Below are 24,647 nucleotides of genomic sequence, written 5' to 3' on the forward strand. Positions count from 1 at the left end.
GCCAGGGCGTTTCCCCATTACTTTATCCACGCCAGCGACTGAATCAAAAGACAGCCGCCAGCAACATTACGGTGTTGGCCAACAAGCCAACAATCCAAATCACAGTTCGCCAAGGCGTCCAACCCAATGCGTAGGCGGGGACGTAGAGGATGCGGGCGATCAAATAGATCCAGCTACAGGCCGCAGTGAGCCCGTTCGACTGGCCCGAAACCGTCACGACAAGCGCCGCAATTGCGAACAGAACCAAACCTTCGGTGTGATTGCTCAGCGCGCGGTGCAGCCGTCCCGAAACCCCGGGTTTGTCAAAGGGGACATCCCGGGGGCCTATCGCGTGACCGAAGTCAATCTTCCCGTGCCCGGCCGCCAAATATGCCACGAATTGCGCGACCCAAAGCAGTGCGGCGAGGGTCAGGACGGTCAGTTCCGTGGTCATCCAGCGGTTCCCATTGAGCAGTCGAAAGTCATCGCGTTACCCGTTTGTGCCACGTCCCCGGTAGGGGCGCTGCCTTATGCTGTCAGACAGGTGTCAGAACCTTGGTCTGGATATGCGCCACGCCGCCACGTTCGTGGTGCATGGCCAGCTCTTCGGATTCGATGAAGCTCTGGGCTCGGTCGAGATCGGTGATCTCGAACAACGCGACCGCGTGGTCCTTGCGATCAGGGTCTTTCCAGATATGGAGGTCGCGGATGCCCGCGGCCTCCCTCATCGGTTTGTCTTCTTCGAACACCTTCAGCCAGACATCAAAGTCGGCCACGTCAGCTTGCCAGAGTACATGTGTTGCCATGATTACAGATCCATCAGCAGGCGGCGCGGGTCTTCCAGCGCCTCTTTCACACGTACAAGGAACGTCACCGCGCCCTTGCCGTCAACAATCCGGTGGTCATAGGACAGTGCCAGATACATCATCGGGCGGATCTTGATCTCACCATTGATGACCATCGGTCGGTCCTGTATCTTGTGCATGCCCAGAATACCCGATTGCGGCGGGTTCAGGATCGGCGAAGACATCAGCGAGCCATAGACACCACCGTTCGAGATGGTGAAGGTGCCGCCCTGCATCTCTGCCATGGACAATTTGCCATCACGGGCGCGCTTGCCCTTTTCGGCGATGGCCTTTTCGATATCGGCAAAGGACATGCTGTCGGCGTCTCGGATGACCGGAACAACCAGACCCTGAGGCGTACCGGCGGCGACGCCCATGTGAACGAAGTTCTTGTAGACGATGTCTGTGCCGTCAATCTCGGCGTTGACTTCGGGAACCTCTTTCAGCGCGTGGCAGCACGCCTTGGTGAAGAAGGACATAAAGCCCAGCTTCACACCGTGTTTCTTCTGGAACAGGTCTTTGTATTCGTTGCGCAGGGCCATCACCTCGGTCATGTCCACCTCATTGAAGGTGGTCAGGATTGCAGCCGTGTTCTGTGCATCCTTCAAACGCTTGGCGATGGTCTGGCGCAGGCGGGTCATCCGCACGCGCTCTTCACGGGCTGCATCCTGCGCAGCAACCGGTGCCCGTGGCGCTTGTGCCGGGGCCGGAGCCGCCGCAGGTGCTGGGGCAGCCGATGTTGCTGCTGCGCGGGCGACATCTTCTTTCATGATCCTGCCATCACGACCGGTGCCGGTGACCTGATCCGCAGACAAGCCGGCCTCTGCCATAGCTTTTTCAGCGGATGGCGCGTTGGCGATGTCCTTGCCGGTGCTTGCTGCTGCAGCCGGGGCTGCCGCCGCAGGAGCCGGAGCAGCAGCAGTTCCAGCCGCTGCGCCCGAAATCACCGCCAGTTTGGCCGAAGCTTCGACTGTCGCGCCTTCGGGGGCGACGATTTCTGCCAGAACGCCTGCAGCCGGGGCGGGAACCTCGACCGAGACCTTGTCTGTTTCCAGCTCGCATAGCATCTCATCCTGCGCGACGCTGTCACCGACCTGTTTGAACCATGTCGAAACGGTCGCTTCGGTCACGGATTCACCCAAGGTCGGCACCATGACGTCAACACTGCCGCCAGACGCCGCCGGAGCAGCCGCAGCCGCCGGGGCCGGTGCGGCTACCGGGGCAGGAGCTGCGCCTTCACCTGCAGCGATGGTGGCCAGCAGAGCGTCAACGCCAACGGTTTCACCTTCGGCGGCGACGATTTCGCCCATCACGCCAGCGGCAGGAGAGGGGACTTCGACGGTGACCTTATCAGTCTCCAACTCACACAACATTTCATCAACCGCGACGGCGTCGCCGGGTTTCTTGAACCATGTCGCAACCGTGGCTTCGGTAACCGACTCGCCAAGCGTGGGAACTCGAACTTCAATGGACATCGATTATTTTCCTTCAATGCTCAGCGCTTCGTCGACCAGCGCTTCTTGTTGGGCTTTGTGTTGGCTGGCCAGACCCGTCGCGGGCGAGGCCGATGTGGCGCGGCCGACATAACGCGGCCGCGTGTGCTTGGCGCCGATGCGGGTCAGAACCCATTCGATATTCGGTTCGATAAAGGTCCATGCACCCTGGTTCTTGGGTTCTTCCTGACACCAGATCATTTCGGCACCCTTAAAGCGCTCCAGCTCGTTGATCAGCGAATGAGCTGGGAAGGGATAGAACTGCTCAATCCGCATCAGGTAGACATCATCGATGCCGCGCGCATCGCGTTCTTCCAGCAGGTCGTAGTAGACCTTGCCGGAACACATCACCACGCGTTTGACCTTGTCGTCCTTGACCAATTTGGTTTCCGAGTTTCCGTGCTGTGCATCGTCCCACAACACGCGGTGGAAGCTTGAACCAGTGGTGAACTCTTCTGCTGTGCTGACCGCCAGCTTGTGGCGCAGTAACGATTTGGGCGTCACCAGGATCAGCGGCTTGCGGAAGGTCCTGTGCAGCTGACGGCGCAGGATGTGGAAATAGTTTGCAGGGGTCGTGCAGTTGGCCACGATCCAATTGTCCTGACCGCACATCTGTAGGAACCGTTCCAGACGCGCTGACGAGTGTTCAGGCCCCTGACCCTCGAAGCCGTGTGGCAACAGGCACACCAGACCGGACATGCGCAACCACTTGCTTTCGCCCGAGCTGATGAACTGGTCGAACATGATTTGCGCGCCGTTAGCAAAGTCGCCAAACTGCGCCTCCCACAGGGTCAGTGCATTCGGCTCGGCCAACGAAAACCCGTATTCAAAACCCAGAACCGCATATTCGCTGAGCATCGAGTCGATCACTTCGTATTTCGACTGGCCTTCGCGAATGTTGTTCAGCGGATAGTACCGCTCTTCAGTTTCCTGATGCACAAAACCCGAATGACGCTGGCTGAACGTCCCGCGTGTCGCATCCTGCCCTGACAGGCGGACAGGATAGCCTTCGGTCAGCAGCGAGCCGAAGGCCAGGGCCTCGCCCGTGGCCCAGTCAAATCCTTTGCCGCTTTCGAACATCTGTTTCTTGTGATCCAGAAGACGCGCGACGGTCCGGTGCACTGCGATATCTTCAGGCGCGTGGCTCAGCGCGTTGCCAATCTGGGCCAGTGTTTCTGGTTTAATTGCGGTGTCGCCGCGGACATATTCTTCTTTGTTTTTGTCCAGATGCGACCAACGCCCATCCAGCCAGTCGGCCTTGTTGGGTTTATAGTCCTTGCCCGCCTCGAACTCATCATTCAGATGGGCCTGGAAGGCGGCCTTCAAATCCTCGATCTCGCCCTCGGGGATCAGGCCGTCTTTGACCAAACGCTCGGTGTACAGCGACAGCGTGGTCTTATGGGTCTTGATCTTCTTGTACATGATCGGGTTGGTGAACATGGGCTCGTCGCCCTCGTTATGCCCGAACCGGCGATAGCAGAAGATATCGATGACAACGTCTTTGTGGAACTTCTGACGGAACTCGGTCGCCACTTTGGCAGCGTGGGTCACAGCCTCGGGGTCGTCACCGTTTACATGGAAGATCGGCGCCTCAACCATAAGGGCGATATCTGTGGGGTAGGGGCTGGAACGGCTGAAATGTGGTGCGGTGGTAAAGCCGATCTGATTGTTCACCACGATATGCATCGTACCGCCGGTCTTGTGGCCCTTGAGGCCGGACAGGCCGAACCCTTCGGCCACAACACCCTGACCAGCAAAAGCCGCATCACCGTGCAACAGGATACCCATGACCCTGGTGCGATCTTCATCGCCCAACTGATCCTGCTTGGCGCGGACCTTGCCCAGAACAACCGGGTTCACCGCCTCAAGGTGAGACGGGTTTGCCGTCAGCGACAGGTGGACGCTGTTGCCATCGAACTCACGGTCGCTGGACGCGCCGAGGTGATATTTCACATCGCCGGAACCGTCGACATCTTCGGGTTTGAAGCTGCCGCCCTGAAACTCGTTGAAGATAGCGCGATAGGGTTTGCGCATCACGTTGGCCAGGATGTTCAGACGGCCACGGTGAGGCATGCCGATCACGATATCACTGACACCCAGCGCACCGCCGCGCTTGATGATCTGCTCCATCGCGGGGATCAACGCCTCGCCTCCGTCCAGACCAAACCGCTTGGTGCCCATGTATTTCACGTGCAGGAACTTTTCGAAGCCTTCGGCCTCGACCATTTTGTTCAGGATCGCCTTTCGGCCTTCCTTGGTGAACTGGATTTCCTTGCCATAACCTTCGATCCGCTCTTTCAGCCATGCGGCTTCTTCCGGATTTGAGATATGCATGTACTGCAGCGCGAACGTACCGCAATAGGTCCGTTTCACGATTTCGACAATCTGGCGCATGCTGGCCATCTGCAAACCCAGCACGTTGTCGATAAAGATCGGGCGGTCCATGTCGGCTTCGGTAAAGCCATACGTCTTTGGGTCCAGCTCGGGGTGAGTGCTGGCGGCACGCATGCCCAACGGGTCCAGTTCAGCGGCTAGATGGCCCCGGATGCGATAGGCCCGGATCAGCATCAGGGCGCGAAGACTGTCCAGAACCGCACGTTTGATCTGATCTTCGCTTACCTGAACGCCCTTGGCCTCGGCCTTGTCCTTGATCTTGTCGCCTGCCGCCTTGGCATCGATTTCGGCCCATTCGCCCGTCAATGCACCAGTCAGATCGTCCGCCGGCATCGGAGGCCAGTCGGTCCGTGCCCAGGACGGCCCTTCGGCCTCGCGCTGGACGTCCGGTGTGGCGTCGCCCATCTGCCGGAAGAACTCGACCCAGGCAGCATCCACCGCGTTCGGGTCCTTGGTGTACTGGGCATATAGCTGCTCCAGATATTCGGCATTATGCCCCTGCATAAAGCTTGAGGCATGAAAGGCAGAGTTGGGCGTATGTTCGGTCATTGGGCTACCTCATGTGGGTTGGGACCGTATTGATTGGTGCCTGGCTGGCTGGGGCGGGTCAGCCACCACAGAACCAGGAGGGGCGACACAAACAAAACAAGCAGTGTCGGGATAACGACCAGCAACGTGGCGCGGGTGAACAGGATGTCCAGATTGCCGCCATGCTGGAAACTGGAGGCAAGGCCGATGCCGAAGAACAGAACCGCCCCGGCACCGAGGATCAGCAGGATCGGTAGCAAGGCAAAAAGCCCGCTGCGCCCGGTATCATGCATCCGCCGCCACGCGACGGCCAGATGCGGGAAAAATACGATCAGGCCAACGATGCTTTGTACTGGCGCAGAGGACGTGGCGGTGACGGCTTTAACCTCGTCGGTCTGGCTGACCGAGACTTGCGTGAAGAACTGCCAGTCGATGATCCCGGCGATGATGTTCCAGATCACGATGAACAGGAAAAAGAACCAGTATTCGGGCCGTGAGGCACGCCCCGAGAAGGTGAAGAACTTGGAGAAACAGGTGCGGATGGCGTCAGAGAAGGTCATAGCAGTCCCAATCTGATCTCAAGACCGAGAGACATTATTCATCCCCCTTCTTGTTTTCAGCATGTTGCCAAACCGAGGCTACAACCATGAGTTCTCCGGGAAACTCTCGTTGGAGTGCCACGCTGATGCGCGCAGTGTCCCAAAGGTAAACTTCTACGCTTTGCTCAATACCATTTTTGTAGTTGTCCCAAGCTCCAATCCGAGCCACAAGTGAGTTCCCAAAGCCAGATGACTTAAGATTTCGTTGCACATGTGCGAAGAGACCCGGCGAAGTTTGTTGCGTATAGAAAAAGGTGCAAGATGTTCTTTCAAACTTTCTATGGTTTTCAGTTTGCACACTAACTAAATCTTGCGTGGAACGGTTCCTCAAAACAGCGCCACCCGAAAAGTCTGAAGCGGAAGCGTTGCGAGCCATCTGTTGCTCGACGCGCTTAGTCGCAATCTTGGCGGTTTCTTCGAAGGATTGCTGCCTATGGGGGTTATTAGGTCTCTGGGCTTTAAACAGGAAATGCTCGGTCGAAAGCACTTCTTTTTCTTCTGCCGAGAGTTCGACTGGCATTAATCGTTGCCAGCCGAGACGTTGCAATTTGGCGTAAGCCGACTCTTCATCCAATTGCATGCACGCGAATGCGGCACGCTCAATGGCGGTTTGTGCAACTGCTGGACTCGTGAAGTTCACGACAGCACCTATGCAAATGGTCAAACCCCAATGGATGCTGAGCCGGTCGAGGGTCATGCCTTACCCAATCGCTTCCAGCACGGCCTCACCCAGCGTTGCCGGGCTTTCCGCCACAACGATACCGGCTGAGCGCATGGCTTCGATCTTGTCCTCGGCACCGCCTTTGCCACCGGCGACAATCGCGCCCGCGTGGCCCATGCGGCGGCCCGGAGGGGCTGTGCGGCCTGCGATGAAACCGGCGGTCGGCTTCTTTCGGCCCTTCTTGGCCTCATCCGCCAGGAACTGCGCAGCTTCTTCCTCGGCCGAGCCACCGATTTCACCGATCATGATGATCGACTCGGTTTCGTCATCGGCCAGGAACCATTCCAGCACGTCGATATGCTCGGTGCCTTTGATCGGGTCGCCGCCGATGCCTACACAGGTGGACTGGCCCAGGCCTACGTCTGTTGTCTGTTTCACGGCTTCATAAGTAAGCGTACCCGAGCGGGAAACGACACCCACGCTCCCGCGTTTGTGAATGTGGCCGGGCATGATGCCGATCTTGCAAGCATCCGGCGTGATGACACCGGGGCAGTTCGGGCCAATCAGGCGTGACTTGCTGCCTTCCAGCGCGCGCTTCACCTTCATCATGTCCAGAACCGGGATACCTTCGGTGATGCAGACGATCACTTCCATCTCGGCATCAATCGCTTCGAGGATCGAGTCAGCCGCGAAGGGCGGCGGAACATAGATCACCGAGGCGTTGGCTTCGGTCACGTGTTTGGCTTCGTGGACTGAGTTGAACACGGGCAGGTCAAGATGGGTCATCCCGCCTTTGCCGGGGGTCACGCCGCCGACCATCTTGGTGCCATAGGCGATGGCCTGTTCAGAGTGGAATGTGCCCTGCGAGCCGGTAAAGCCCTGACAGATCACTTTGGTATTTTCGTCGATGAGGACTGCCATTCTAGGCCTCCATTTTGATTTGTGTAAGCGCGCCGACGAGTGAATTCACCGGTGTCGCAATTCGTGTTGTCTTTGTTTCATGAGCTATTCTTCCGCCGGTCCAATGCGTCAATTACCTGATCTCTGGACCAAATCCCCAACGACCGTTGATCTCTGCCTTCGGTCGATTGAAGAAATTCAGGATCGAGGTTGATCTCACCAGTCTCTTCAATCGTTTCGATCGGATCGGAGAAATTGAAAGGCGCGACGCAGGGGTTGAACCTTTTGAACCCAGCGTTGTTCTTCAGCCGTTCATTGATTGGGACGTAGTGCATCGTGGTCAGCAAGTAGGGTGTCTCGCTTCTGACGAAGTTCTCAAAGAACGCCCACCGCAGCCACCATTTCAAGTGAAACAGGCAATCCCGGCACATCATCATGTCAACCCGGGGCAACGGGTCGGAAGTTACATCCAGATGGACAAACTCGCGACCCGGCGCTGCGTGTTTTTCTTGAACGGACTGAACCACCTCGAGAGATATATCTCCGCCAATGTAACTCAGACCAGTCAGGTCCATTTCCTGCATCCACGTCCAGTCACCACAGGGCGCGTCAAGAAATGTCTTCACTTTGTACCGCTCAAAGATATCCGGAAGAGCCCGGCGAAGCGGCGCGGTTGCCTCAAGCGTTGAGCCATTGCCCGAGCGGGGGACATTCCGCCCCGCCCAACTCTTGCTCTCGAACGCATTTCTAACACCGCTACGCATCACACACTTTCTTCGGATCCCGAGAAATGAACCGGCTTATCTAACTCAGCCTTTAACCGCCTTCACGATCTTCTCGGCACCGTCTTTCAGGTTGTCCGCTGCGATCACGTCCAGGCCAGAGGTGTTGATGATCTCTTTGCCCTTCTCGACATTGGTGCCTTCCAGACGCACGACCAGCGGAACCTGCAGGCCGACCTCTTTCACTGCGGCGACAACGCCTTCGGCGATGACATCACAGCGCATGATGCCGCCGAAGATGTTGACCAGGATGCCTTTAACCTGCGGGTCAGAAGTGATGATCTTGAACGCTTCGGTCACTTTCTCTTTGGTGGCACCGCCACCCACGTCGAGGAAGTTGGCCGGTTCAGCACCATAGAGCTTGATGATATCCATCGTCGCCATCGCCAGACCGGCACCGTTCACCATACAGCCGATCTCACCATCCAGCGCGATGTAGTTCAGGTCGTATTTCGAGGCTTCCAATTCCTTGGGGTCTTCCTCGGTCGTGTCGCGCAGCTCGGCAATATCCGGATGGCGGTAGACCGCGTTACCGTCAAAGCCGACTTTGGCGTCCAGCACTTTGAGGTCGCCCTTGTCGGACACGATCAGCGGGTTGATTTCCAGCATCTCCATGTCCTTTTCGACGAAGGCAGCGTACAGCTGGCTCATCAGTTTGACGCACTGTTTGACCTGCGCGCCTTCCAAACCCAGCGAGAAGGCGATGCGGCGGCCATGATAGGGCTGATAGCCTGTTGCCGGATCGACCGAGAAGGACAGGATTTTCTCGGGCGTTGCCGCGGCAACCTCTTCGATGTCCATTCCGCCTTCGGTCGAGCAGACAAACGAGATGCGGCTTGTCTGGCGATCCACCAACAGGGCCAGATACAGTTCACGCTCGATGCCGGAACCGGCTTCGATGTAGATGCGGTTGACTTGCTTGCCCGCGGGGCCGGTTTGATGCGTGACCAGCGTACGGCCCAGCATCTTCTTGGCTTCCTCGGATGCTTCTTCCACCGACTTGGTCAGACGAACACCGCCTTTTTCACCGGCGTCAGCCTCTTTGAAGGAGCCTTTGCCGCGGCCACCCGCGTGGATCTGTGCTTTGACAACCCACAGCGGGCCATCCAGTTCACCGGCTGCGGTTTTGGCTTCCTCAGCGCGCAGAACCGCGCGACCTTCGGAGACCGGAGCGCCATAGCTGCGAAGAAGCGCCTTGGCCTGATATTCGTGAATGTTCATCGAAACTGTCCTGTCTGACTGCGTTACACCGTTATAGGGGTGTCTAGGGGGCAAGTTTAAAGGGTTTTTTGACAGGGAAGCAGTTTTTCACGAAGATTTTCATTATTTGTGATCACGGTTTTTTTGGGTGTGATCACAAAATGCAATGAAGGTCACCCGTTTGATTCGTCGTCTATGACGGCCTTTAGAATAAAGAGAGAATTCAGCTAGCGCTAAACTTGGCAGGTCCGCCGAGATGGCGGATTCAAACGTTTACATGTCAGCTTTGCCGGTGACATGTCGATTCAATGGTGCCGTAATTGTCCAAAGAAAAACCCGGCTCACCAATGGTGAACCGGGTTCTGAATTACCTCTGCAGAGGGATCAAGCCAGCGAGCTGTCGATGCCCTTACATGCTTCGATCAGGCCTTTGACGGCGTTGACCGAATTGTCGAACCCGGCTTGTTCGTCTTCGTTCAGCTTGATGTCGACGATCCGTTCGACGCCACCGGCACCGATCACGGTAGGTACGCCTACATACAGGCCGTCGACGCCCAGCTCACCGCTGCAGTATGCGGCGCAAGGCAGAACGCGTTTTTGGTCTTTCAAGTATGCTTCGGCCATTTCGATCGCCGAAGTTGCGGGCGCGTAGTAGGCCGAACCGGTTTTCAGCAGGCCAACGATCTCGGCGCCGCCGTCACGGGTACGCTGAACGATGGCGTCCAGCTTGTCCTGCGTGGTCCAGCCCATCTCGACCAGATCGGGCAGGGGGATACCGGCAACGGTCGAATAACGCACCGAAGGTACCATGGTGTCGCCGTGACCGCCCAGAACAAACGCGGTGACGTCGCGCATCGAAACGTTGAACTCTTCCGACAGGAAGTGGGCGAAACGAGCCGAGTCCAGAACGCCAGCCATGCCGCAGACTTTGTTGTGGGGCAGGCCCGAGAACTCGCGCAGAGCCCAGACCATCGCGTCCAGAGGGTTGGTGATGCAGATCACGAACGCGTCGGGTGCGTGAGCTGCGATGCCTTCGCCAACCGACTTCATGACTTTCAGGTTGATGCCCAGCAGGTCATCGCGGCTCATGCCGGGTTTGCGGGCGACGCCAGCGGTGACGATGCAGACGTCTGCGCCTGCGATATCGGCATAATCGCTGGTGCCGGACATGGCTGCGTCGAACCCTTCCGAAGGGCCGGATTCAGCGATGTCGAGCGCTTTGCCCTGCGGCAGCCCGTCTGCGATGTCGAACAGGACAACGTCACCCAGTTCTTTGACAGCTGCGAGGTGCGCAAGCGTGCCGCCGATGTTCCCAGCGCCGATAAGCGCAATCTTGGGTCTGGCCATTTGGAAAATCTCCGGTCGGAATTGAAATCGCGGCTGTGCTAGTCGCTAAATGGCTTTCGCGCAAGTGTTCAGCGGCGCGGCATGCAACCGCATACCGTTTGCACTGCTTGGGCTGATTGCGCTAAACGGCCAAGGATACAGGCCGAAACCGGGGCGCTGCATGTTCGAATTGAACCTGATGTTTTTTGTTGTAGCAGTCCCGGCTGTGATCTTTGCGGGTATTTCGAAGGGTGGCTTCGGCTCAGGCGTGGCCTTTGCGTCTTCATCGATTCTGGCGTTGATCTTGGAACCGGGGCAGGCACTGGCCTTGATGTTGCCGATCCTTATGGTGATCGATGTTGCAACTCTTGGACCCTATTGGAAACGATGGAGCTGGCCGGATTCGCGTCTGTTGATCCTTGGGGCCGTGCCCGGCGTGGCGTTGGGCGCATGGCTTTATCGCGCCACCGATGATGATCTGCTGCGCCTACTGATCGGGGGGATTTCCATTGGTTTTGTCGTTTGGCACGTCAGTCAATCCAAAGGCTGGGTGCGCGGCTTTAAAAACAGACTGCCTGCCCCCGCAGGACTGTTCGCTGGGCTGGTTGCTGGCTTCACCAGCTTTGTCAGCCATGCGGGCGGCCCGCCTGCGGCCGTTTACCTGCTGTCGCAACGCCTGTCGAAGACCGAGTTTCAGGCCAGCACTGTATTGGCCTTCTGGGTTATTAACATCACGAAATTTGTGCCTTACGCCTATCTTGGCCTTTTCACATGGCACACCGCTTGGGCTGATCTGTTGCTTACCCCGTTCGCGATTCTTGGGGCGTGGCTGGGTGTGCGGGCGCATTTCATGCTGTCCGAGCGCCTGTTTTTTGGCATTGCTTACGTTCTGCTGACGCTCACGGGCAGTAAGTTGATCTGGGACGCGCTGACCTGATCAGACATTGGGCGGCAGGGCTTCGGCGGTCATTTCATAAGCCTGACCCGAGGCAACAAGGCAGGTCATGCCATCCGGCAGCGTCACAGTGATCGTCCAGCTGCCGCTTTGGTCCGACGCAAAGAGCTCCATCACCGCGCCTTGACGCGCGATGCCGAACCCCTGTCGCGTTTCGCCGTAAGTTTCGGTCAGCCGTTTGATCACCTCGTCACGTGGGGCGCAGTTGCGGGCGTGGGCCTGTTGTGCAGCCAAAACCATGATTCCGAGGCCCATCGTCATCTTCAGCAGTGTCTTGTGCATGTTCGACCCTTTTCGATTTCATTTGCCGGTCAGGGTGCCGCCGTTGGACCGAAATCCGGTTAAAGGAACGCACGTTGCGTCGCGAATGCTGCGATGCGGCGATTTTGCGCTTGAACTTTCCGAAAAAAAATGCCCCATTCCGCGCAACTTTATTTCTTCCGGAGAAGCCAATGGACCCGCGCCAGCGCCCCTATCGCTCTGTTCTATATATCCCCGGTTCGAAAGACCGGGCGCTGGACAAGGCACGCACTTTGCCTGTGGACGCGATCATTTTTGATCTTGAAGACGCGGTGTCTGCCGATGAGAAGGGCAATGCACGCGAAACGCTTAAGGCGGCTCTGGCCGCGGGCGGCTATGGCGAACGGGTCAAAATCGTGCGCATCAACGGTCTGGATACCGAATGGGGCCGTGCAGACGCAGAGGCCGTGCGTGAAATGGATGCCGATGTGGTCCTGCTGCCCAAGGTGAATTCGGCTGCCGATGTGGACGCGCTGGCCGCGATTACCGGTGACCTGCCAATCTGGGCGATGATGGAAACCCCACGCGGGATGCTGAACGCGGCCGAGATCGCCGCTCATCCATTGATGGCCGGGTTTGTCATGGGCACTAACGATCTTGCGAAAGAACTGCAAACCCGCTTCCGCCCGGACCGCCTGCCGCTGATGACTTCGCTGGGTCTGTGCCTGCTGGCCGCCAAGGCCGAGGGGCTGATCATTGTTGACGGTGTCTATAACGCATTCAAGGACGCCGAAGGTCTGGCCACCGAATGTGCGCAAGGCCGAGACATGGGCTTTGACGGCAAGACATTGATCCACCCCGCGCAGGTCGATGTCACCAACGCAGCCTATGCACCGTCCGAGACCGAGATTGATCTGGCCCGCCGCCAGATTGCCGCCTTTGAAGAGGTCGAGGCACAAGGGCAGGGCGTTGCCGTGGTCGATGGCAAGATCGTGGAAAATCTGCACGTTGTAACTGCCCGCGAAATTCTGGCAAAAGCGGAGGCGATTACAGCTTTGCAAGCGGGGTAAGCCAGCATGGGCTTTGTTCTTCTGATTCTCGGCGTGGCACTATGGTGGGCCGCTCATCTGTTCAAACGTGTGATGCCGGCGCGGCGCGCCGCAATGGGCGACGCTGGCAAGGGCGCGGTTGCGCTAGCTCTGGTCGCGTCGATCTTGCTGATGATCTTCGGTTATCGCATGACCGACTTCATCTATGTTTGGGCCCCGCCTGCCTTTATGATTCACATCAACAACCTGCTGGTGTTGATCGCGATCTTCATGTTGAGCCCCGCCGGAACCAAGGGCCGTCTTCTGAACAAGCTCCGCCATCCGATGCTTGGCGGGTTCAAGCTGTGGGCTTTTGCGCATTTGCTGGTGAATGGAGATCTGGCCTCGATCATCCTGTTTGGCGGATTGTTGGCCTGGGCTGTGGTTGAGGTGATCGTGATCAACAAGTCTGAACCTGACTGGACGCCCGGTGAACCCGGCACCTATGGCAAGGACGCGATGTTCTTTGTGGCCTCGATCGTGCTGATGGGAATCATCGGATACATTCACGGGCTGGTTGGTCCGTCACCGTTCGCCTCGTAAGGATCTGACATCATGGCAAAACTCTATCGTTTGTTGACCGAAGAAGACACATCCGCCTTCTGCCACAAAGTATCAGACGCATTGGCAAAAGGGTGGGATCTGTATGGCGACCCGTCCTATGCCTATGACGATAACAGCCGCATGATGCGCTGCGCGCAGGCCGTGACCAAAGAGGTCGAGGCCGACTATTCACCTGACATGAAACTGGGACAGCAATAATGGCAAAAACCAATCCGGGCCGCTTTTTCGAGGACTATTCCATCGGTCAGGTGTTGCACCATGCCGTGCCGCGCACGGTGACCAATGGCGAGAGGGCGCTGTACCATGCGCTCTATCCGGCGCGGCATGCGCTGTATTCCTCGGACGAATTCGCCCGGAATTGTGGTCTGCCGCAAAGTCCCATTGATGATCTGGCGGCGTTTCATGTCGTGTTTGGCAAGACTGTCCCCGATATCTCGCTTAATGCCGTGGCCAATCTGGGCTATGCCGAGGGGCGCTGGTTAAAGCCGGTCTATTCCGGCGATACGCTGCGTTCGGAATCCGAGGTGATCGGTCTCAAACAGAACTCGAACGGTAAAACAGGCGTCGTCTGGGTGAGAACGCGCGGCCTGAACCAGCGCGATGAAGTAGTCATCGAATATGTGCGCTGGGTCATGGTGCGGAAATCGGATCTGGATGCGCCCGCACCCGAGACTGTGGTGCCGGAACTGAAAAAGGCGCTGGACGCGAAGGATCTGATCGCGCCCGAGGGCCTTGATTTCTCTCAGTACGATTTCGCTCAGGCTGGTGAGGCGCATCGCTGGGGCGACTATGAGATTGGCGAGAAAATCGATCACGTCGATGGCGTCACGGTCGAAGAGGCCGAACATATGCTGGCGACCCGCCTGTGGCAGAACACCGCCAAGGTGCATTTCGATCTGACCTTCCGCCCCGAAGGGCGGCTGATCTATGGCGGTCACGTGATTTCCATGGCGCGGACCCTGTCGTTCAACGGGCTGGCTAATGCACAGATGATCGTTGGCCTGAACGGTGGCGCGCACGCTAACCCCTGTTTTGCGGGCGACACGATCAAGGCCTGGTCCGAAGTTCTGGACAAGGCGGAAACTGCCATTCCGGGCGTCGGCGCCGTGCGCCTACGGTTGGTCGCAACCAAGGGCGGCGCGCCGTTTGAGTTGAAAAACGAAGACGGTCGTTATCTGCCCAATGTCCTGCTTGATCTGGATTACTGGGCTTTGATGCCGATCTGATACTCGTGGTGACATTCATTTGATCGCAGCCAGCACCAATCGTGTTAGGCTGTGGTCATGACCTTACTTCGCACAATAGCTGCCTGCGTCTGTCTGACGCCACCTGCATATGCTTGCGATTTGGCATTGGCACTCGCTGTAGACGTCTCGGGGTCGGTCGATTCGACTGAGTATCGAATACAAATGGATGGCCTAGCAGCCGGTTTGCGTGACCCGATCGTGTCCGAGGCCTTGGTGCGCGGGAAAGCCCGCGTGATGCTGGTGCAGTGGACAGGGTCCTCTCGTCAGATGGTCACCGTTCCGTGGACACATATCGACAGTTTCGAGGCAATTGATCAGTTTGCTGTAAAAGTGGCCAACGATCCAAGGGTCTGGCGCAACTTTTCCACCGCAATTGGCGAGGCGCTGGAATCGACCATGTCCTATTTTGATATGGTGTCGGATTGCAAACGCCACCTGATCGATATCTCTGGCGATGGGGTGTCGAACGAGGGGGTCGAACCAGCGGACGTACACAGAATTCTGCGGACACGCGGTGTGACGGTGAACGCGATTGCAATCGAAGAAAGCGAACCGGATCTGACCGCGTATTTCTTTGAAAATGTGATCGTGGGCGAGGGGGCGTTTGTCGTCTCAGCCTCAGGGTTTGCTGATTATCCCGAGCGGATTCGTAAGAAACTGCTGCGCGAGGTGACCCAGCAAACCGCTGATCTGAAATAGCCACACAACAGAATCGGGTCTGTAGGCGCTAACATCATAAAGGATGGAAAACTTTTGTGATCACGAGCTTATTTTGTGTGATCACATAATGCAAATATCCGTCATTTTGCGCCAATTGTGAACTTTTTTGCATCTGCAGCACGTGACAGAACCGCAAAAAACAGTAAAACCTTCGGAAGCCAACCGTAAAGGAGCCAACATGGCCGATGTAAATCGGGGCAACCGCCCTCTTTCACCTCACCTCACGATCTACCGCCCCCAACTGACTTCGATGACATCGATCCTTGTGCGCATCACGGGTATTGCGTCGCTAGCGATCGCATTCTTTGTCGTCTGGTGGTTCCTGGCGGCGGCAACATCCGAAACGGCATTCAACTTCATCGATGGGCTGATGAGAAGCTGGCTGGGTGATCTGGTGATGTTCGCTGCGACCTGGGCGATCTTCTATCACATGCTGGGTCGTCTGCGTCACGTGATCTGGGATCTGGGGTATTGCGTAGATGTCGGTATCTCCGAAAAGATGGGGATCGGCATGCTGGTGTTGGCCACCATCCTCGCCTTCATCACGGCAATTGCGGTTTAAGGAGATTGGCCATGAATTACCTCACTGACCGCAAACGCGCGCAGGGTACCGGTGCCGGAGGCGAAGGTACGCATCATCATTGGCAGATGATGGTCAGCTCGGCCGCTCTGGTCGTTCTGGTGCCACTTTTCGTTTTTGTCTTCGCAAGCGGCTTGGGCAGATCATACGAAGAGGTTCTGACCTACTACAGCCGCCCATTCCCGGCGATTGTAACTGGCCTGACTTTGGTCGTCGTAATCATCCATCTGGTACGTGAGACGCAGGTTGCGATCGAAGACTACGTCCATGGTGTCGCAGAAAAGCTGAGCCTCATGGCCGTCGCGGCGTTTGGCTACACATTGATAGCTGCCGGGCTGTTTGCCCTGATCAAGCTGGCTCTGTGAAACGCGCGGTAAGGAAATAATCAAATGACAGCTGCATACGAATACGAAACACACGAATATGACGTGGTTGTTGTCGGCGCTGGCGGCGCTGGTCTGCGCGCCACGCTGGGCATGGCAGAACAAGGTCTGCGCACGGCATGTGTCACGAAGGTGTTTCCGACACGCTCGCACACGGTTGCCGCGCAGGGCGGGATCGCCGCATCTCTGTCCAATATGGGCCCGGACCACTGGCAGTGGCATATGTACGACACCGTCAAAGGCTCGGACTGGCTGGGTGACACCGATGCAATGGAATACCTTGCGCGTGAGGCACCTAAGGCCGTGTATGAGCTGGAACACTACGGTGTTCCGTTCAGCCGTACTGAAGAGGGCAAGATCTACCAACGCCCGTTCGGTGGTCACACCACCGAATTCGGCGAAGGTCCTGCCGTGCAGCGGACCTGTGCTGCTGCGGACCGGACCGGTCACGCGATCCTGCACACGCTCTATGGTCAAAGCCTCAAGAACAACGCCGAGTTCTATATCGAATACTTCGCCATCGACCTGATCATGTCCGAAGACGGGCAGTGTCAGGGTGTCGTCTGCTGGAAGTTGGACGACGGCACGATGCACGTCTTCAACGCCAAGATGGTTGTTCTGGCAACCGGCGGCTATGGCCGCGCCTATTTCAGCGCGACCTCGGCCCACACCTGCACCGGTGACGGTGGCGGCATGGTGGCCCGCGCAGGGCTGGCCCTGCAGGACATGGAGTTTGTTCAGTTCCACCCGACCGGCATTTACGGTTCTGGCTGTCTGATCACCGAAGGCGCGCGTGGTGAGGGCGGTTACCTAACCAACTCCGAAGGCGAACGGTTCATGGAGCGTTATGCGCCCCAGTACAAGGACCTCGCACCTCGCGATTACGTCTCGCGGTCGATGACAATGGAGATCCGCGAAGGTCGTGGCCATGGTGACGGTGGCGACCACATTCACCTGAACCTCAGCCACCTGCCGGCCGAGGCGCTGGCCGAACGTCTGCCAGGTATTTCGGAATCGGCGCGCGTTTTTGCGGGCGTAGACGTCACCAAGGAGCCGATCCCGGTTCTGCCGACCGTGCACTACAACATGGGCGGCATTCCAACCAACTATTGGGGTGAGGTTCTGAATCCGACCGCAGACAACCCGACAGGCGTTGTCCCCGGATTGATGGCTGTGGGAGAAGCGGGCTGTGCCTCGGTCCACGGGGCGAACCGTTTGGGCTCGAACTCACTGATCGACCTCGTGGTCTTTGGCCGCGCTGCTGCAATCAAAGCGGGCAAGGTAGTGGATGCCGAGGCACCAAACCCGGTGCTGAATCAGGCGTCAGTCGATAAGGCGTTCGACCGCTTTGACGCGGTACGTAATGCCAGCGGTGCAATCGCTACCGCCGATCTGCGTCTTGAGATGCAGAAGACCATGCAGGAAGACGCAGCGGTCTTCCGGACAGCAAAAACCATGGCCGAGGGCGTCGACAAGATGACGGCGATCGCCGCCAAGATGGACGACCTGAAAGTCAGCGACCGCTCGCTGGTCTGGAACAGCGACCTGATGGAAACGCTGGAGCTGACCAACCTGATGCCAAGTGCGTTGGCCACGATTGTCGGCGCCGAGGCGCGTAAGGAATCTCGCGGCGCGCACGCGCATGAAGATTTCACCGAGCGTGATGATGAGAATTGGCGCGTTCATACGGTGTCGCGTGTTGATGGCAACCAGGTTGATCTCAGCTATCGTCCGGTCATTGCCGATCCGCTGACAACCGAAGCCGAAGGCGGCATCAGCCTGAAGAAAATCGCGCCCAAAGCGCGGACGTTCTGATCAAGCGGACCCCGCCTTAAAATGGCTCGCTAATCGGACGGCACATGCGGCGGATTAGTGAAACGAAGAATAGAAAGGGTCGCTGACATGATGTCTGCGGCCCTTTATTGTGGGTCAGCCAGCCTGCCATTAAATGCTTGCAAAATTTAGGTTGTCTAACTGCCCGTTTTTGGGCGACGACGATTTGAGCTAAAGCGATGATTATGTTCAGCGCATGGTCAAATGCCTAGAAAACCACGACGCGGACAAAGTGGTCATCGGCACGCATGGGACCACTTATTCCAGTACGGCTCCGGAAAACGTTCATCAAAGAACACCAATTAAGTTTGGCCAGCCGTTACAAAACATGCAGCGTGTGGACCAACTGTGAACAGGGGCATTGGTTGCGCTTGGCCGCAACATTGCGCCCTACGAGTACGTGGAAACCAGCCAGAAATTCGTGGATGTGTGTTATGCGCGTTTGTTGTATGAAAACGGCATTGAAAGCTGGGTCATCGATCGCGAGAACAGCGGATTTATTCGGCGCGTGCCCACCGAAGGTGAGCACGAAACATTCTTCATGACTTTTACCAGAAAGACGCGCCAGGTTTGGATGAAATCAGGTTTTTGACGCGTACGACGGGTATCGTGTAACGGGTGACCGCATCTAGGTCAGCTCAGACAGCGCACGTTTCAGGTCGCCGGATATTCGGTGCGGGCTGCGTTCAACCGCAAAGTCGAGACAGGCCTGACGTTTTTTGGCCAACTCCTCATCGGACATGCTGAGAACACGCATCATCATGCGGATCAAGCCTCTTGGGTTTTGCGCGGGATAGAGCAAATCATGACAGGCCTCTGGTGTTGTATGCTTGTGCGCATCAATGTCGGGGCCGATAATCGGCAAGCCAAAGGTCTGCGCGAGCATCGCCGTTCCCGAGGTAAAAGTGGTCGTCGACGGCAGCATGTATGCATGCGCATTTGAAAACACTTGGGCTATTTCGGAATCGGGAATTCGTTCAGGCATAACCGTAGTATTGCGGTTTGACCGCAAGCGGCGCATCAGGCGGCGGCCGGACGGATACACACGCCCGACGACTGACACCTGAAAGTCGTGCCCGCGACTAGTCAATTTTTTTGCGGCATCTCCCAACCGCCCCAATTCACGGCTGCCTCGCATTGTTCCAAAGCTTAAGAAATGGGTACGCTCGCGCAGAGGAAGGGGGCGTTTCAACGTTTGCTCTGCCGGTTCGTAAACACCAAGATAGCTCGGATGCGGAATGAGACGCAGTTTTTCCGGGTCAGTGCCATAATCATCAATCATATGTTGCCGGGCATGGGGCGTGTGAACGTGAACTAGGTCGACAATATCCGCCAATTCCTGGCGGATATTGCGGAAATAATCTGTCTTGAAACCTTCGGAATGCGCAAACTGATTGTGAATGGTCCAGATCAATCTCCCGCCATTGGCCTGATACTGTCTCATGCCGTCACAGGTGGCCCGAAAATCAGAAGCCTGCTCTTCCGTTTCCGGCGTGGGGAACAACCGGTCGTCCCAATGTATATGAATGATGCTTTGATCGGGTTGAAAATCAGCCTTTGCAAACGCGGACAAAGGAGCGCTTCTGGAAGCAATCAAGCAGAACTCTGGCTTGCAGGCCGAATACAGCATGTTCTGGTAAGGGTTCTTATTGCCGTAGGGTATGTTGACGACATTAATCGGCATTCACTGTCCTGAACTCAACTCGTTTCTTTGGCGGCACGATCCATGTGCACCGCGGGAATTTTGTAGTGAACTTGCCCAATTTTCTTGGGTGTTTTCAAGGTTAAAAGGTTGGCTTTCCGGCCTGCCGAGTATATCTATACGCAGGATTTTAGCGAGGTCGGAAATGGTACAACTCACCCTGCCAAAGAACTCTCGGATTACCACAGGTAAAACTTGGCCGAAGCCTGAAGGCGCGGCCAATGTTCGTAAGTTTCAGATCTATCGCTGGAACCCGGATGACGGTCAAAATCCACGTGTAGACACCTATTTTGTCGACATGGACAGCTGCGGCCCGATGGTTCTGGACGCGCTGATCAAGATCAAGAACGAAATCGACCCAACCTTGACCTTCCGCCGATCCTGCCGCGAAGGTATCTGCGGTTCCTGCGCGATGAATATCGACGGGATCAACACGCTGGCCTGTATCTACGGCATGGATGAAATCAAGGGTGATGTTAAAATTTATCCGCTGCCGCATATGCCTGTCGTCAAGGACCTGATCCCTGACCTGACGCATTTCTATGCGCAGCATGCAAGCATCATGCCGTGGCTGGAAACCAAGACCAACCGTCCTGCGAAAGAGTGGAAGCAATCCATCGAAGATCGCAAGAAACTGGATGGGCTGTATGAATGCGTAATGTGCGCCAGCTGCTCGACCTCGTGCCCCAGCTATTGGTGGAACGGCGATCGCTACCTTGGGCCCGCTGCGCTTTTGCATGCGTATCGCTGGATCATCGACAGCCGTGACGAAGCCACCGGTGAACGATTGGATGAGTTGGAAGATCCGTTCAAACTGTATCGTTGCCACACGATTATGAATTGCGCCAAGACCTGTCCGAAGGGTTTGAACCCGGCCAAGGCGATTGCCGAAATCAAAAAGATGATGGTTGATCGCGCAGTTTAAAGCGTATGGAAATCATGCACTTGCCGCCTTGCGGTAAGTGCATGTCGCAGTTGCAGATTTGTGTAATGCGATGGTCCCTGATCCAGACTATCTTTGTGATCAGGGAGGAGTGATGAAACCGAAAACGGGACCGCTCCGATGCAAAATCAAAGACAACAATCCAAAACGAGCGCTGTTGAAGCTCTGGAGCTTCTAAATCAAGCGTGGGCCTACTACACGCCCGAGCCTGTAGAGGTGGAAGAAATGCACGAACCTGAGCTTTTCGAATACGCAAACGCAGCCTAAGTCGACGTCAGGCTTGCGGCCGGCACTCAAAATGGGTCATGCATTGGTCATGCCCATTTTGCTTCTTGTCTTGGCAGGCGGAGTGTTTGCCTATTTTCTGTGGCGCTCGCGCGCCTCGTCCCTGAGCCGGGACTGCCGCTGGCGGCAGCACCGCAAAGAAGGCGTTTGGGTGTGTGCATTCTGTGGCGCGCAGCAGCAGGGCAGCGACGCGCCAACTCAATGTCTGAAGGGTCAATAGCAGGGCGGCTTCCCACCCTACGTTTTTGCATTTATGCTGCCGGGAATGCCGCCTGCAGTGCGACTTCAACCATATCGCCAAAACTGCTTTCGCGTTCAGCTGAGGGCAAAGATTCGCCGGTCAGCAAGTGATCGGAAACGGTTAGAACAGCCAATGCGCGGCAATTGTGCCGCGCGGCCAGAATGTACAGCTCCGCAGCTTCCATCTCGACCCCGAGAATACCGTGCCGTACCATCTGTTCGTTCAGATCTGGGCGTTCGTCATAGAAAACGTCCGACGAATAGATGCCGCCGATATGGGTTGGCGTGCCTTTGGCCGCAGCCGCCTGAGCCGCCGCCTGAAGCAGCCCCCAATCAGCACAGGGTGCGAAATTGAGCTCTTTCATGATGCCGCGTGACGGTGTGCTAAGCGTGGTCGAGGTCATCGCCAGGATCACATCGCGGACATTCACACTGTCCTGCATGCCCCCGCAAGAGCCGATACGGATCAGCGTTTTGGCACCATAGTCCCGGATCAGTTCGTTGACGTATATCGACAAGGATGGCATGCCCATGCCGCTACCTTGAATGGTGACAGGATTATCTTTCCAGCGTCCCGTAAAGCCCAACATGCCGCGCACGTCATTGACTTTCTTCACGTCGTCCAGGAACGTTTCAGCCGCCCATTTTGCACGATAGGGATCGCCAGGCAAAAGAACCGTTTCTGCAATATCGCCTTTTTCGGCTCCAATATGAATTGTCATGTTGGGGTACGTTCCAATTAGAAATTAGACTTCCAGATCCGAAATATCTGCGCCGGAATTCAATGCGTCATGAATCCATTGCGGCTTTCGACCACGACCCGACCATGTTTGTTCTGGATTGGCGGGGTTTTTGTATTTCGCTTTTGTGGCTTTTCCAGATGTCGGATTGTCTTTTGACAGTTCCGACAAAGAGAACCCGAATTCAGCTGCGGCTTTTTCCGCCGCTTTCAGCGCTTCTTTGCGTTCGCGTTTTTCTGCGCCAATAAGCGCCTTTTCCACCTGATCGCGCAATTCAAGTAGATCCTTGCGCGACATATTTTCCAGATTTGTCCCCGACATTCACCCTCTCCTAGGAAATAGTCATTAACGGCGTCACCGATGGCACACCGTAATTCCAAAGAAAAGGATTATCTATCCCCTTTTATTCAGGGATAGAAACAGGATCAGTTCAAATTGACCGGCGTTACTCGGCAGCCAGGTTTTGAGGATCTACAAGAGTGACGATATCGCCCATGATTGCATTCAGTTCGAAATTCTTGGGCGTATAGATCTTTGCAACACCCATTGCAGTAAGCTTTGCGGCGTCGTCATCGGGGATGATGCCACCTACAATCACCGGAATATGATTCAGCCCGGCCTCGCGCAGCCGGTTCATGACGTCCTGCACAAGCGGAATGTGGCTGCCTGACAGAATAGACAGACCGATCACATGTGCGTCGTCATCCGCAGCGGCGGTTACGATTTCCTCGGGAGTCAAGCGAATACCTTCGTAACTGATATCCATCCCGCAATCCCGGGCGCGGAATGCGATCTGTTCGGCCCCGTTCGAGTGACCGTCCAGCCCCGGCTTGCCGACCAGGAACTTCAGACGGCGACCAAGCTTGTCGCTGACCGCATCCACTGCAGCCCGCAGATCTTCCAAGCCTTCTGTCTTGTTCGAGACCGAGCCCGATACGCCCGTGGGCCCGCGATAGGTACCGTAGACTTTGCGCATTTCTTCGGCCCACTCACCCGTGGTTACGCCAGCCTTGGCAGCTGCGATTGAGGGCTCCATGACGTTGGTGCCGTTTTGCGCCGCTTCGCGCAGCGCGGCCAGAGCCGCCGCGACAGCTGCGTCATCGCGATCTTGCCGCCATTCATTCAGGCGCGCGATTTGTTCTTGTTCGACAGCAGGGTCAACGACCATGATGCCGCCATCTTCGGTCTGCAGGGGCGAGGGTTCGCCTTCGATCCACTTGTTCACACCGACAACGACAGTTTCGTTCCGTTCAATGCGGTTCAGGCGTTCAGCGTTTGAATCAACAAGCCGTGACTTCATGTATTCGATCGACGCTACTGCTCCGCCCATTGAATCCAGATTGGCGAGTTCGGCGCGTGCGCCCTCTTTCAATTCTTCAACCTTCGCGTCAACAGCGGGGTTGCCGTCGAACAGGTCGCCATATTCCAGCAAGTCGGTCTCATAGGCCAGAATCTGTTGCATCCGCATCGACCATTGCTGATCCCACGGGCGGGGCAGGCCCAGTGCCTCGTTCCATGCGGGCAGCTGAACTGCGCGGGCGCGGGCTTTTTTCGAAAGAGTCACGGCCAGCATCTCGATCAGGATGCGGTAGACGTTGTTTTCGGGCTGCTGCTCGGTCAGCCCAAGCGAGTTGACCTGAACGCCATACCGGAATCGGCGGAATTTCGGATTCTCAACACCATAGCGTTCGTGCAGGATTTCGCCCCAAAGATCGACGAAAGCGCGCATTTTGCACATTTCGGTGACAAACCGGATACCTGCGTTCACAAAGAACGAAATCCGTCCGCAAAGCGCTGGGAAATCGTCGGCGGGTACACGAGGGCGCAGTTCGTCCAGAACGGCGATGGCTGTGGCCAGCGCATAAGACAGCTCTTGTTCCGGTGTCGCGCCAGCTTCTTGCAGGTGATAGGAACACACGTTCATCGGGTTCCATTTCGGCACGTTAGTATAACAATACTCGGCCACGTCGGCGATCATCTTGAGCGAGGGTTTAGGCGGGCAGACATAGGTGCCGCGGCTCAGGTATTCCTTGATCAGATCGTTCTGAACTGTGCCCTGCAGCTTGGAGATATCTGCGCCTTGTTCCTCGGCCACAGCGATGTAGAGCGCAAGCAGCCAAGGCGCTGTCGCGTTGATCGTCATCGAGGTGTTCATCTGTTCCAACGGAATCTGGTCGAACAGAACCCGCATATCGCCCAGGTGGCCGACGGGTACGCCAACCTTGCCGACTTCGCCGCGCGCAAGTGTATGATCGCTGTCATATCCGGTCTGCGTGGGCAGATCAAAGGCCACTGAAAGGCCCGTCTGGCCTTTTGCGAGGTTCCCGCGATACAACGCATTCGACGCTTTGGCGGTGGAATGACCGGCATAGGTTCGGATGAGCCAGGGGCGATCTTTCTGCGTCTGCGTCATAGCTGGA

Annotated in this window: 25 protein-coding genes and 1 pseudogene; 11 read left to right on the top strand and 15 right to left on the bottom strand. The window is 56.7% G+C overall.

What is annotated here, in order from left to right:
- Nucleotides 1-43: 43 nt before the first annotated feature.
- From AC2FGC_RS14625 to mdh, 10 genes are all read right to left on the bottom strand, one after another.
- Nucleotides 44-433: an MAPEG family protein gene (locus tag AC2FGC_RS14625; RefSeq protein WP_496725823.1), complete on the bottom strand. Its 390-nt coding sequence runs from the start codon at nt 431-433 to the stop codon at nt 44-46.
- Between the two features lie 82 nt (nt 434-515).
- The gene (locus AC2FGC_RS14630) at nt 516-785 is read right to left on the bottom strand and encodes a hypothetical protein (RefSeq protein ID WP_496725824.1); all 270 of its coding nucleotides are present in this window, start codon (nt 783-785) and stop codon (nt 516-518) included.
- A 2-nt stretch (nt 786-787) separates the two neighbouring features.
- A complete protein-coding gene (gene odhB / locus AC2FGC_RS14635) occupies nt 788-2,299 on the bottom strand; it encodes a 2-oxoglutarate dehydrogenase complex dihydrolipoyllysine-residue succinyltransferase (protein WP_496725825.1) in 1,512 nt (503 codons plus the stop codon).
- Between the two features lie 3 nt (nt 2,300-2,302).
- On the bottom strand, nt 2,303-5,260 hold the full coding sequence (locus AC2FGC_RS14640; protein WP_496782700.1) for a 2-oxoglutarate dehydrogenase E1 component: 2,958 nt from the start codon (nt 5,258-5,260) through the stop codon (nt 2,303-2,305).
- Entirely contained in the window at nt 5,257-5,799 is a 543-nt protein-coding gene (locus AC2FGC_RS14645; RefSeq protein WP_496725827.1) for a DUF805 domain-containing protein, read from the bottom strand. Before AC2FGC_RS14645 ends, AC2FGC_RS14640 begins: the two co-directional genes overlap by 4 nt.
- A gap of 34 nt (nt 5,800-5,833) precedes the next feature.
- A complete protein-coding gene (locus AC2FGC_RS14650; protein WP_496725828.1) occupies nt 5,834-6,535 on the bottom strand; it encodes a hypothetical protein in 702 nt (233 codons plus the stop codon).
- Between the two features lie 3 nt (nt 6,536-6,538).
- Entirely contained in the window at nt 6,539-7,420 is an 882-nt protein-coding gene (gene sucD / locus AC2FGC_RS14655; RefSeq protein WP_496725829.1) for a succinate--CoA ligase subunit alpha, read from the bottom strand.
- A 77-nt stretch (nt 7,421-7,497) separates the two neighbouring features.
- Nucleotides 7,498-8,163 carry a class I SAM-dependent methyltransferase gene (locus AC2FGC_RS14660; protein ID WP_496725830.1) on the bottom strand — a complete coding sequence of 222 codons (666 nt, stop codon included), beginning with the start codon at nt 8,161-8,163 and terminating at the stop codon, nt 7,498-7,500.
- A gap of 45 nt (nt 8,164-8,208) precedes the next feature.
- Nucleotides 8,209-9,402: an ADP-forming succinate--CoA ligase subunit beta gene (sucC, locus tag AC2FGC_RS14665; RefSeq protein ID WP_058273533.1), complete on the bottom strand. Its 1,194-nt coding sequence runs from the start codon at nt 9,400-9,402 to the stop codon at nt 8,209-8,211.
- Nucleotides 9,403-9,765: 363 nt separating this feature from the next.
- Nucleotides 9,766-10,728: a malate dehydrogenase gene (gene mdh / locus AC2FGC_RS14670; RefSeq protein ID WP_058273532.1), complete on the bottom strand. Its 963-nt coding sequence runs from the start codon at nt 10,726-10,728 to the stop codon at nt 9,766-9,768.
- 160 nt (nt 10,729-10,888) lie between these two features.
- Here mdh and AC2FGC_RS14675 point away from each other — a divergent pair, with 160 nt between their 5' ends.
- A complete protein-coding gene (locus AC2FGC_RS14675) occupies nt 10,889-11,644 on the top strand; it encodes a sulfite exporter TauE/SafE family protein (protein ID WP_496725969.1) in 756 nt (251 codons plus the stop codon).
- Here AC2FGC_RS14675 and AC2FGC_RS14680 read toward each other — a convergent pair whose 3' ends face one another.
- Nucleotides 11,645-11,944, bottom strand: coding sequence for a hypothetical protein (locus AC2FGC_RS14680; protein ID WP_496725831.1), 300 nt, complete (start codon nt 11,942-11,944; stop codon nt 11,645-11,647).
- Between the two features lie 170 nt (nt 11,945-12,114).
- Between AC2FGC_RS14680 and AC2FGC_RS14685 the strand changes: the two genes are divergently transcribed.
- The 9 genes from AC2FGC_RS14685 (at nt 12,115) to AC2FGC_RS14725 (ending at nt 18,909) form a co-directional block, all read left to right on the top strand.
- Entirely contained in the window at nt 12,115-12,972 is an 858-nt protein-coding gene (locus AC2FGC_RS14685; RefSeq protein WP_496725832.1) for an HpcH/HpaI aldolase/citrate lyase family protein, read from the top strand.
- A 6-nt stretch (nt 12,973-12,978) separates the two neighbouring features.
- Nucleotides 12,979-13,533, top strand: a complete 555-nt coding sequence (locus AC2FGC_RS14690) for an NnrU family protein (RefSeq protein ID WP_496725833.1) — start codon at nt 12,979-12,981, stop codon at nt 13,531-13,533.
- A 12-nt stretch (nt 13,534-13,545) separates the two neighbouring features.
- Entirely contained in the window at nt 13,546-13,752 is a 207-nt protein-coding gene (locus AC2FGC_RS14695; protein WP_496725834.1) for a DUF1737 domain-containing protein, read from the top strand.
- Nucleotides 13,752-14,780 (top strand): MaoC family dehydratase, encoded by a 1,029-nt coding sequence (locus AC2FGC_RS14700; protein WP_496725835.1) that lies wholly within the window; start codon nt 13,752-13,754, stop codon nt 14,778-14,780. Before AC2FGC_RS14695 ends, AC2FGC_RS14700 begins: the two co-directional genes overlap by 1 nt.
- A 57-nt stretch (nt 14,781-14,837) precedes the next feature.
- Complete coding sequence (locus tag AC2FGC_RS14705) at nt 14,838-15,500, top strand: DUF1194 domain-containing protein (RefSeq protein ID WP_496725836.1); 663 nt, start codon at nt 14,838-14,840, stop codon at nt 15,498-15,500.
- 199 nt (nt 15,501-15,699) lie between these two features.
- The gene (gene sdhC / locus AC2FGC_RS14710; RefSeq protein WP_058278905.1) at nt 15,700-16,083 is read left to right on the top strand and encodes a succinate dehydrogenase, cytochrome b556 subunit; all 384 of its coding nucleotides are present in this window, start codon (nt 15,700-15,702) and stop codon (nt 16,081-16,083) included.
- An 11-nt stretch (nt 16,084-16,094) separates the two neighbouring features.
- Nucleotides 16,095-16,466 (top strand): succinate dehydrogenase, hydrophobic membrane anchor protein, encoded by a 372-nt coding sequence (gene sdhD / locus AC2FGC_RS14715; RefSeq protein ID WP_170562777.1) that lies wholly within the window; start codon nt 16,095-16,097, stop codon nt 16,464-16,466.
- 24 nt (nt 16,467-16,490) lie between these two features.
- A complete protein-coding gene (gene sdhA, locus AC2FGC_RS14720; protein WP_496725837.1) occupies nt 16,491-18,299 on the top strand; it encodes a succinate dehydrogenase flavoprotein subunit in 1,809 nt (602 codons plus the stop codon).
- Between the two features lie 379 nt (nt 18,300-18,678).
- On the top strand, nt 18,679-18,909 hold the full coding sequence (locus AC2FGC_RS14725) for a hypothetical protein (RefSeq protein WP_496725838.1): 231 nt from the start codon (nt 18,679-18,681) through the stop codon (nt 18,907-18,909).
- Nucleotides 18,910-18,945: 36 nt separating this feature from the next.
- Here AC2FGC_RS14725 and AC2FGC_RS14730 read toward each other — a convergent pair whose 3' ends face one another.
- The gene (locus AC2FGC_RS14730; protein ID WP_496725839.1) at nt 18,946-20,001 is read right to left on the bottom strand and encodes a glycosyltransferase family 4 protein; all 1,056 of its coding nucleotides are present in this window, start codon (nt 19,999-20,001) and stop codon (nt 18,946-18,948) included.
- A 163-nt stretch (nt 20,002-20,164) separates the two neighbouring features.
- Here AC2FGC_RS14730 and AC2FGC_RS14735 point away from each other — a divergent pair, with 163 nt between their 5' ends.
- Nucleotides 20,165-20,944 carry a succinate dehydrogenase iron-sulfur subunit gene (locus AC2FGC_RS14735; RefSeq protein ID WP_058273522.1) on the top strand — a complete coding sequence of 260 codons (780 nt, stop codon included), beginning with the start codon at nt 20,165-20,167 and terminating at the stop codon, nt 20,942-20,944.
- 554 nt (nt 20,945-21,498) lie between these two features.
- Here AC2FGC_RS14735 and deoD read toward each other — a convergent pair.
- The 3 genes and pseudogenes from deoD to AC2FGC_RS14750 form a co-directional block, all read right to left on the bottom strand.
- Nucleotides 21,499-22,209 (bottom strand): purine-nucleoside phosphorylase, encoded by a 711-nt coding sequence (deoD, locus tag AC2FGC_RS14740; protein WP_496725840.1) that lies wholly within the window; start codon nt 22,207-22,209, stop codon nt 21,499-21,501.
- 24 nt (nt 22,210-22,233) lie between these two features.
- Nucleotides 22,234-22,548 carry an H-NS histone family protein gene (locus tag AC2FGC_RS14745; protein WP_496725841.1) on the bottom strand — a complete coding sequence of 105 codons (315 nt, stop codon included), beginning with the start codon at nt 22,546-22,548 and terminating at the stop codon, nt 22,234-22,236.
- Between the two features lie 124 nt (nt 22,549-22,672).
- Nucleotides 22,673-24,643: pseudogene (locus tag AC2FGC_RS14750) on the bottom strand (protein meaA); the annotation flags it as partial.
- Nucleotides 24,644-24,647: the final 4 nt, after the last annotated feature.

Source organism: Ruegeria sp. CDSC054, assembly GCF_059610645.1.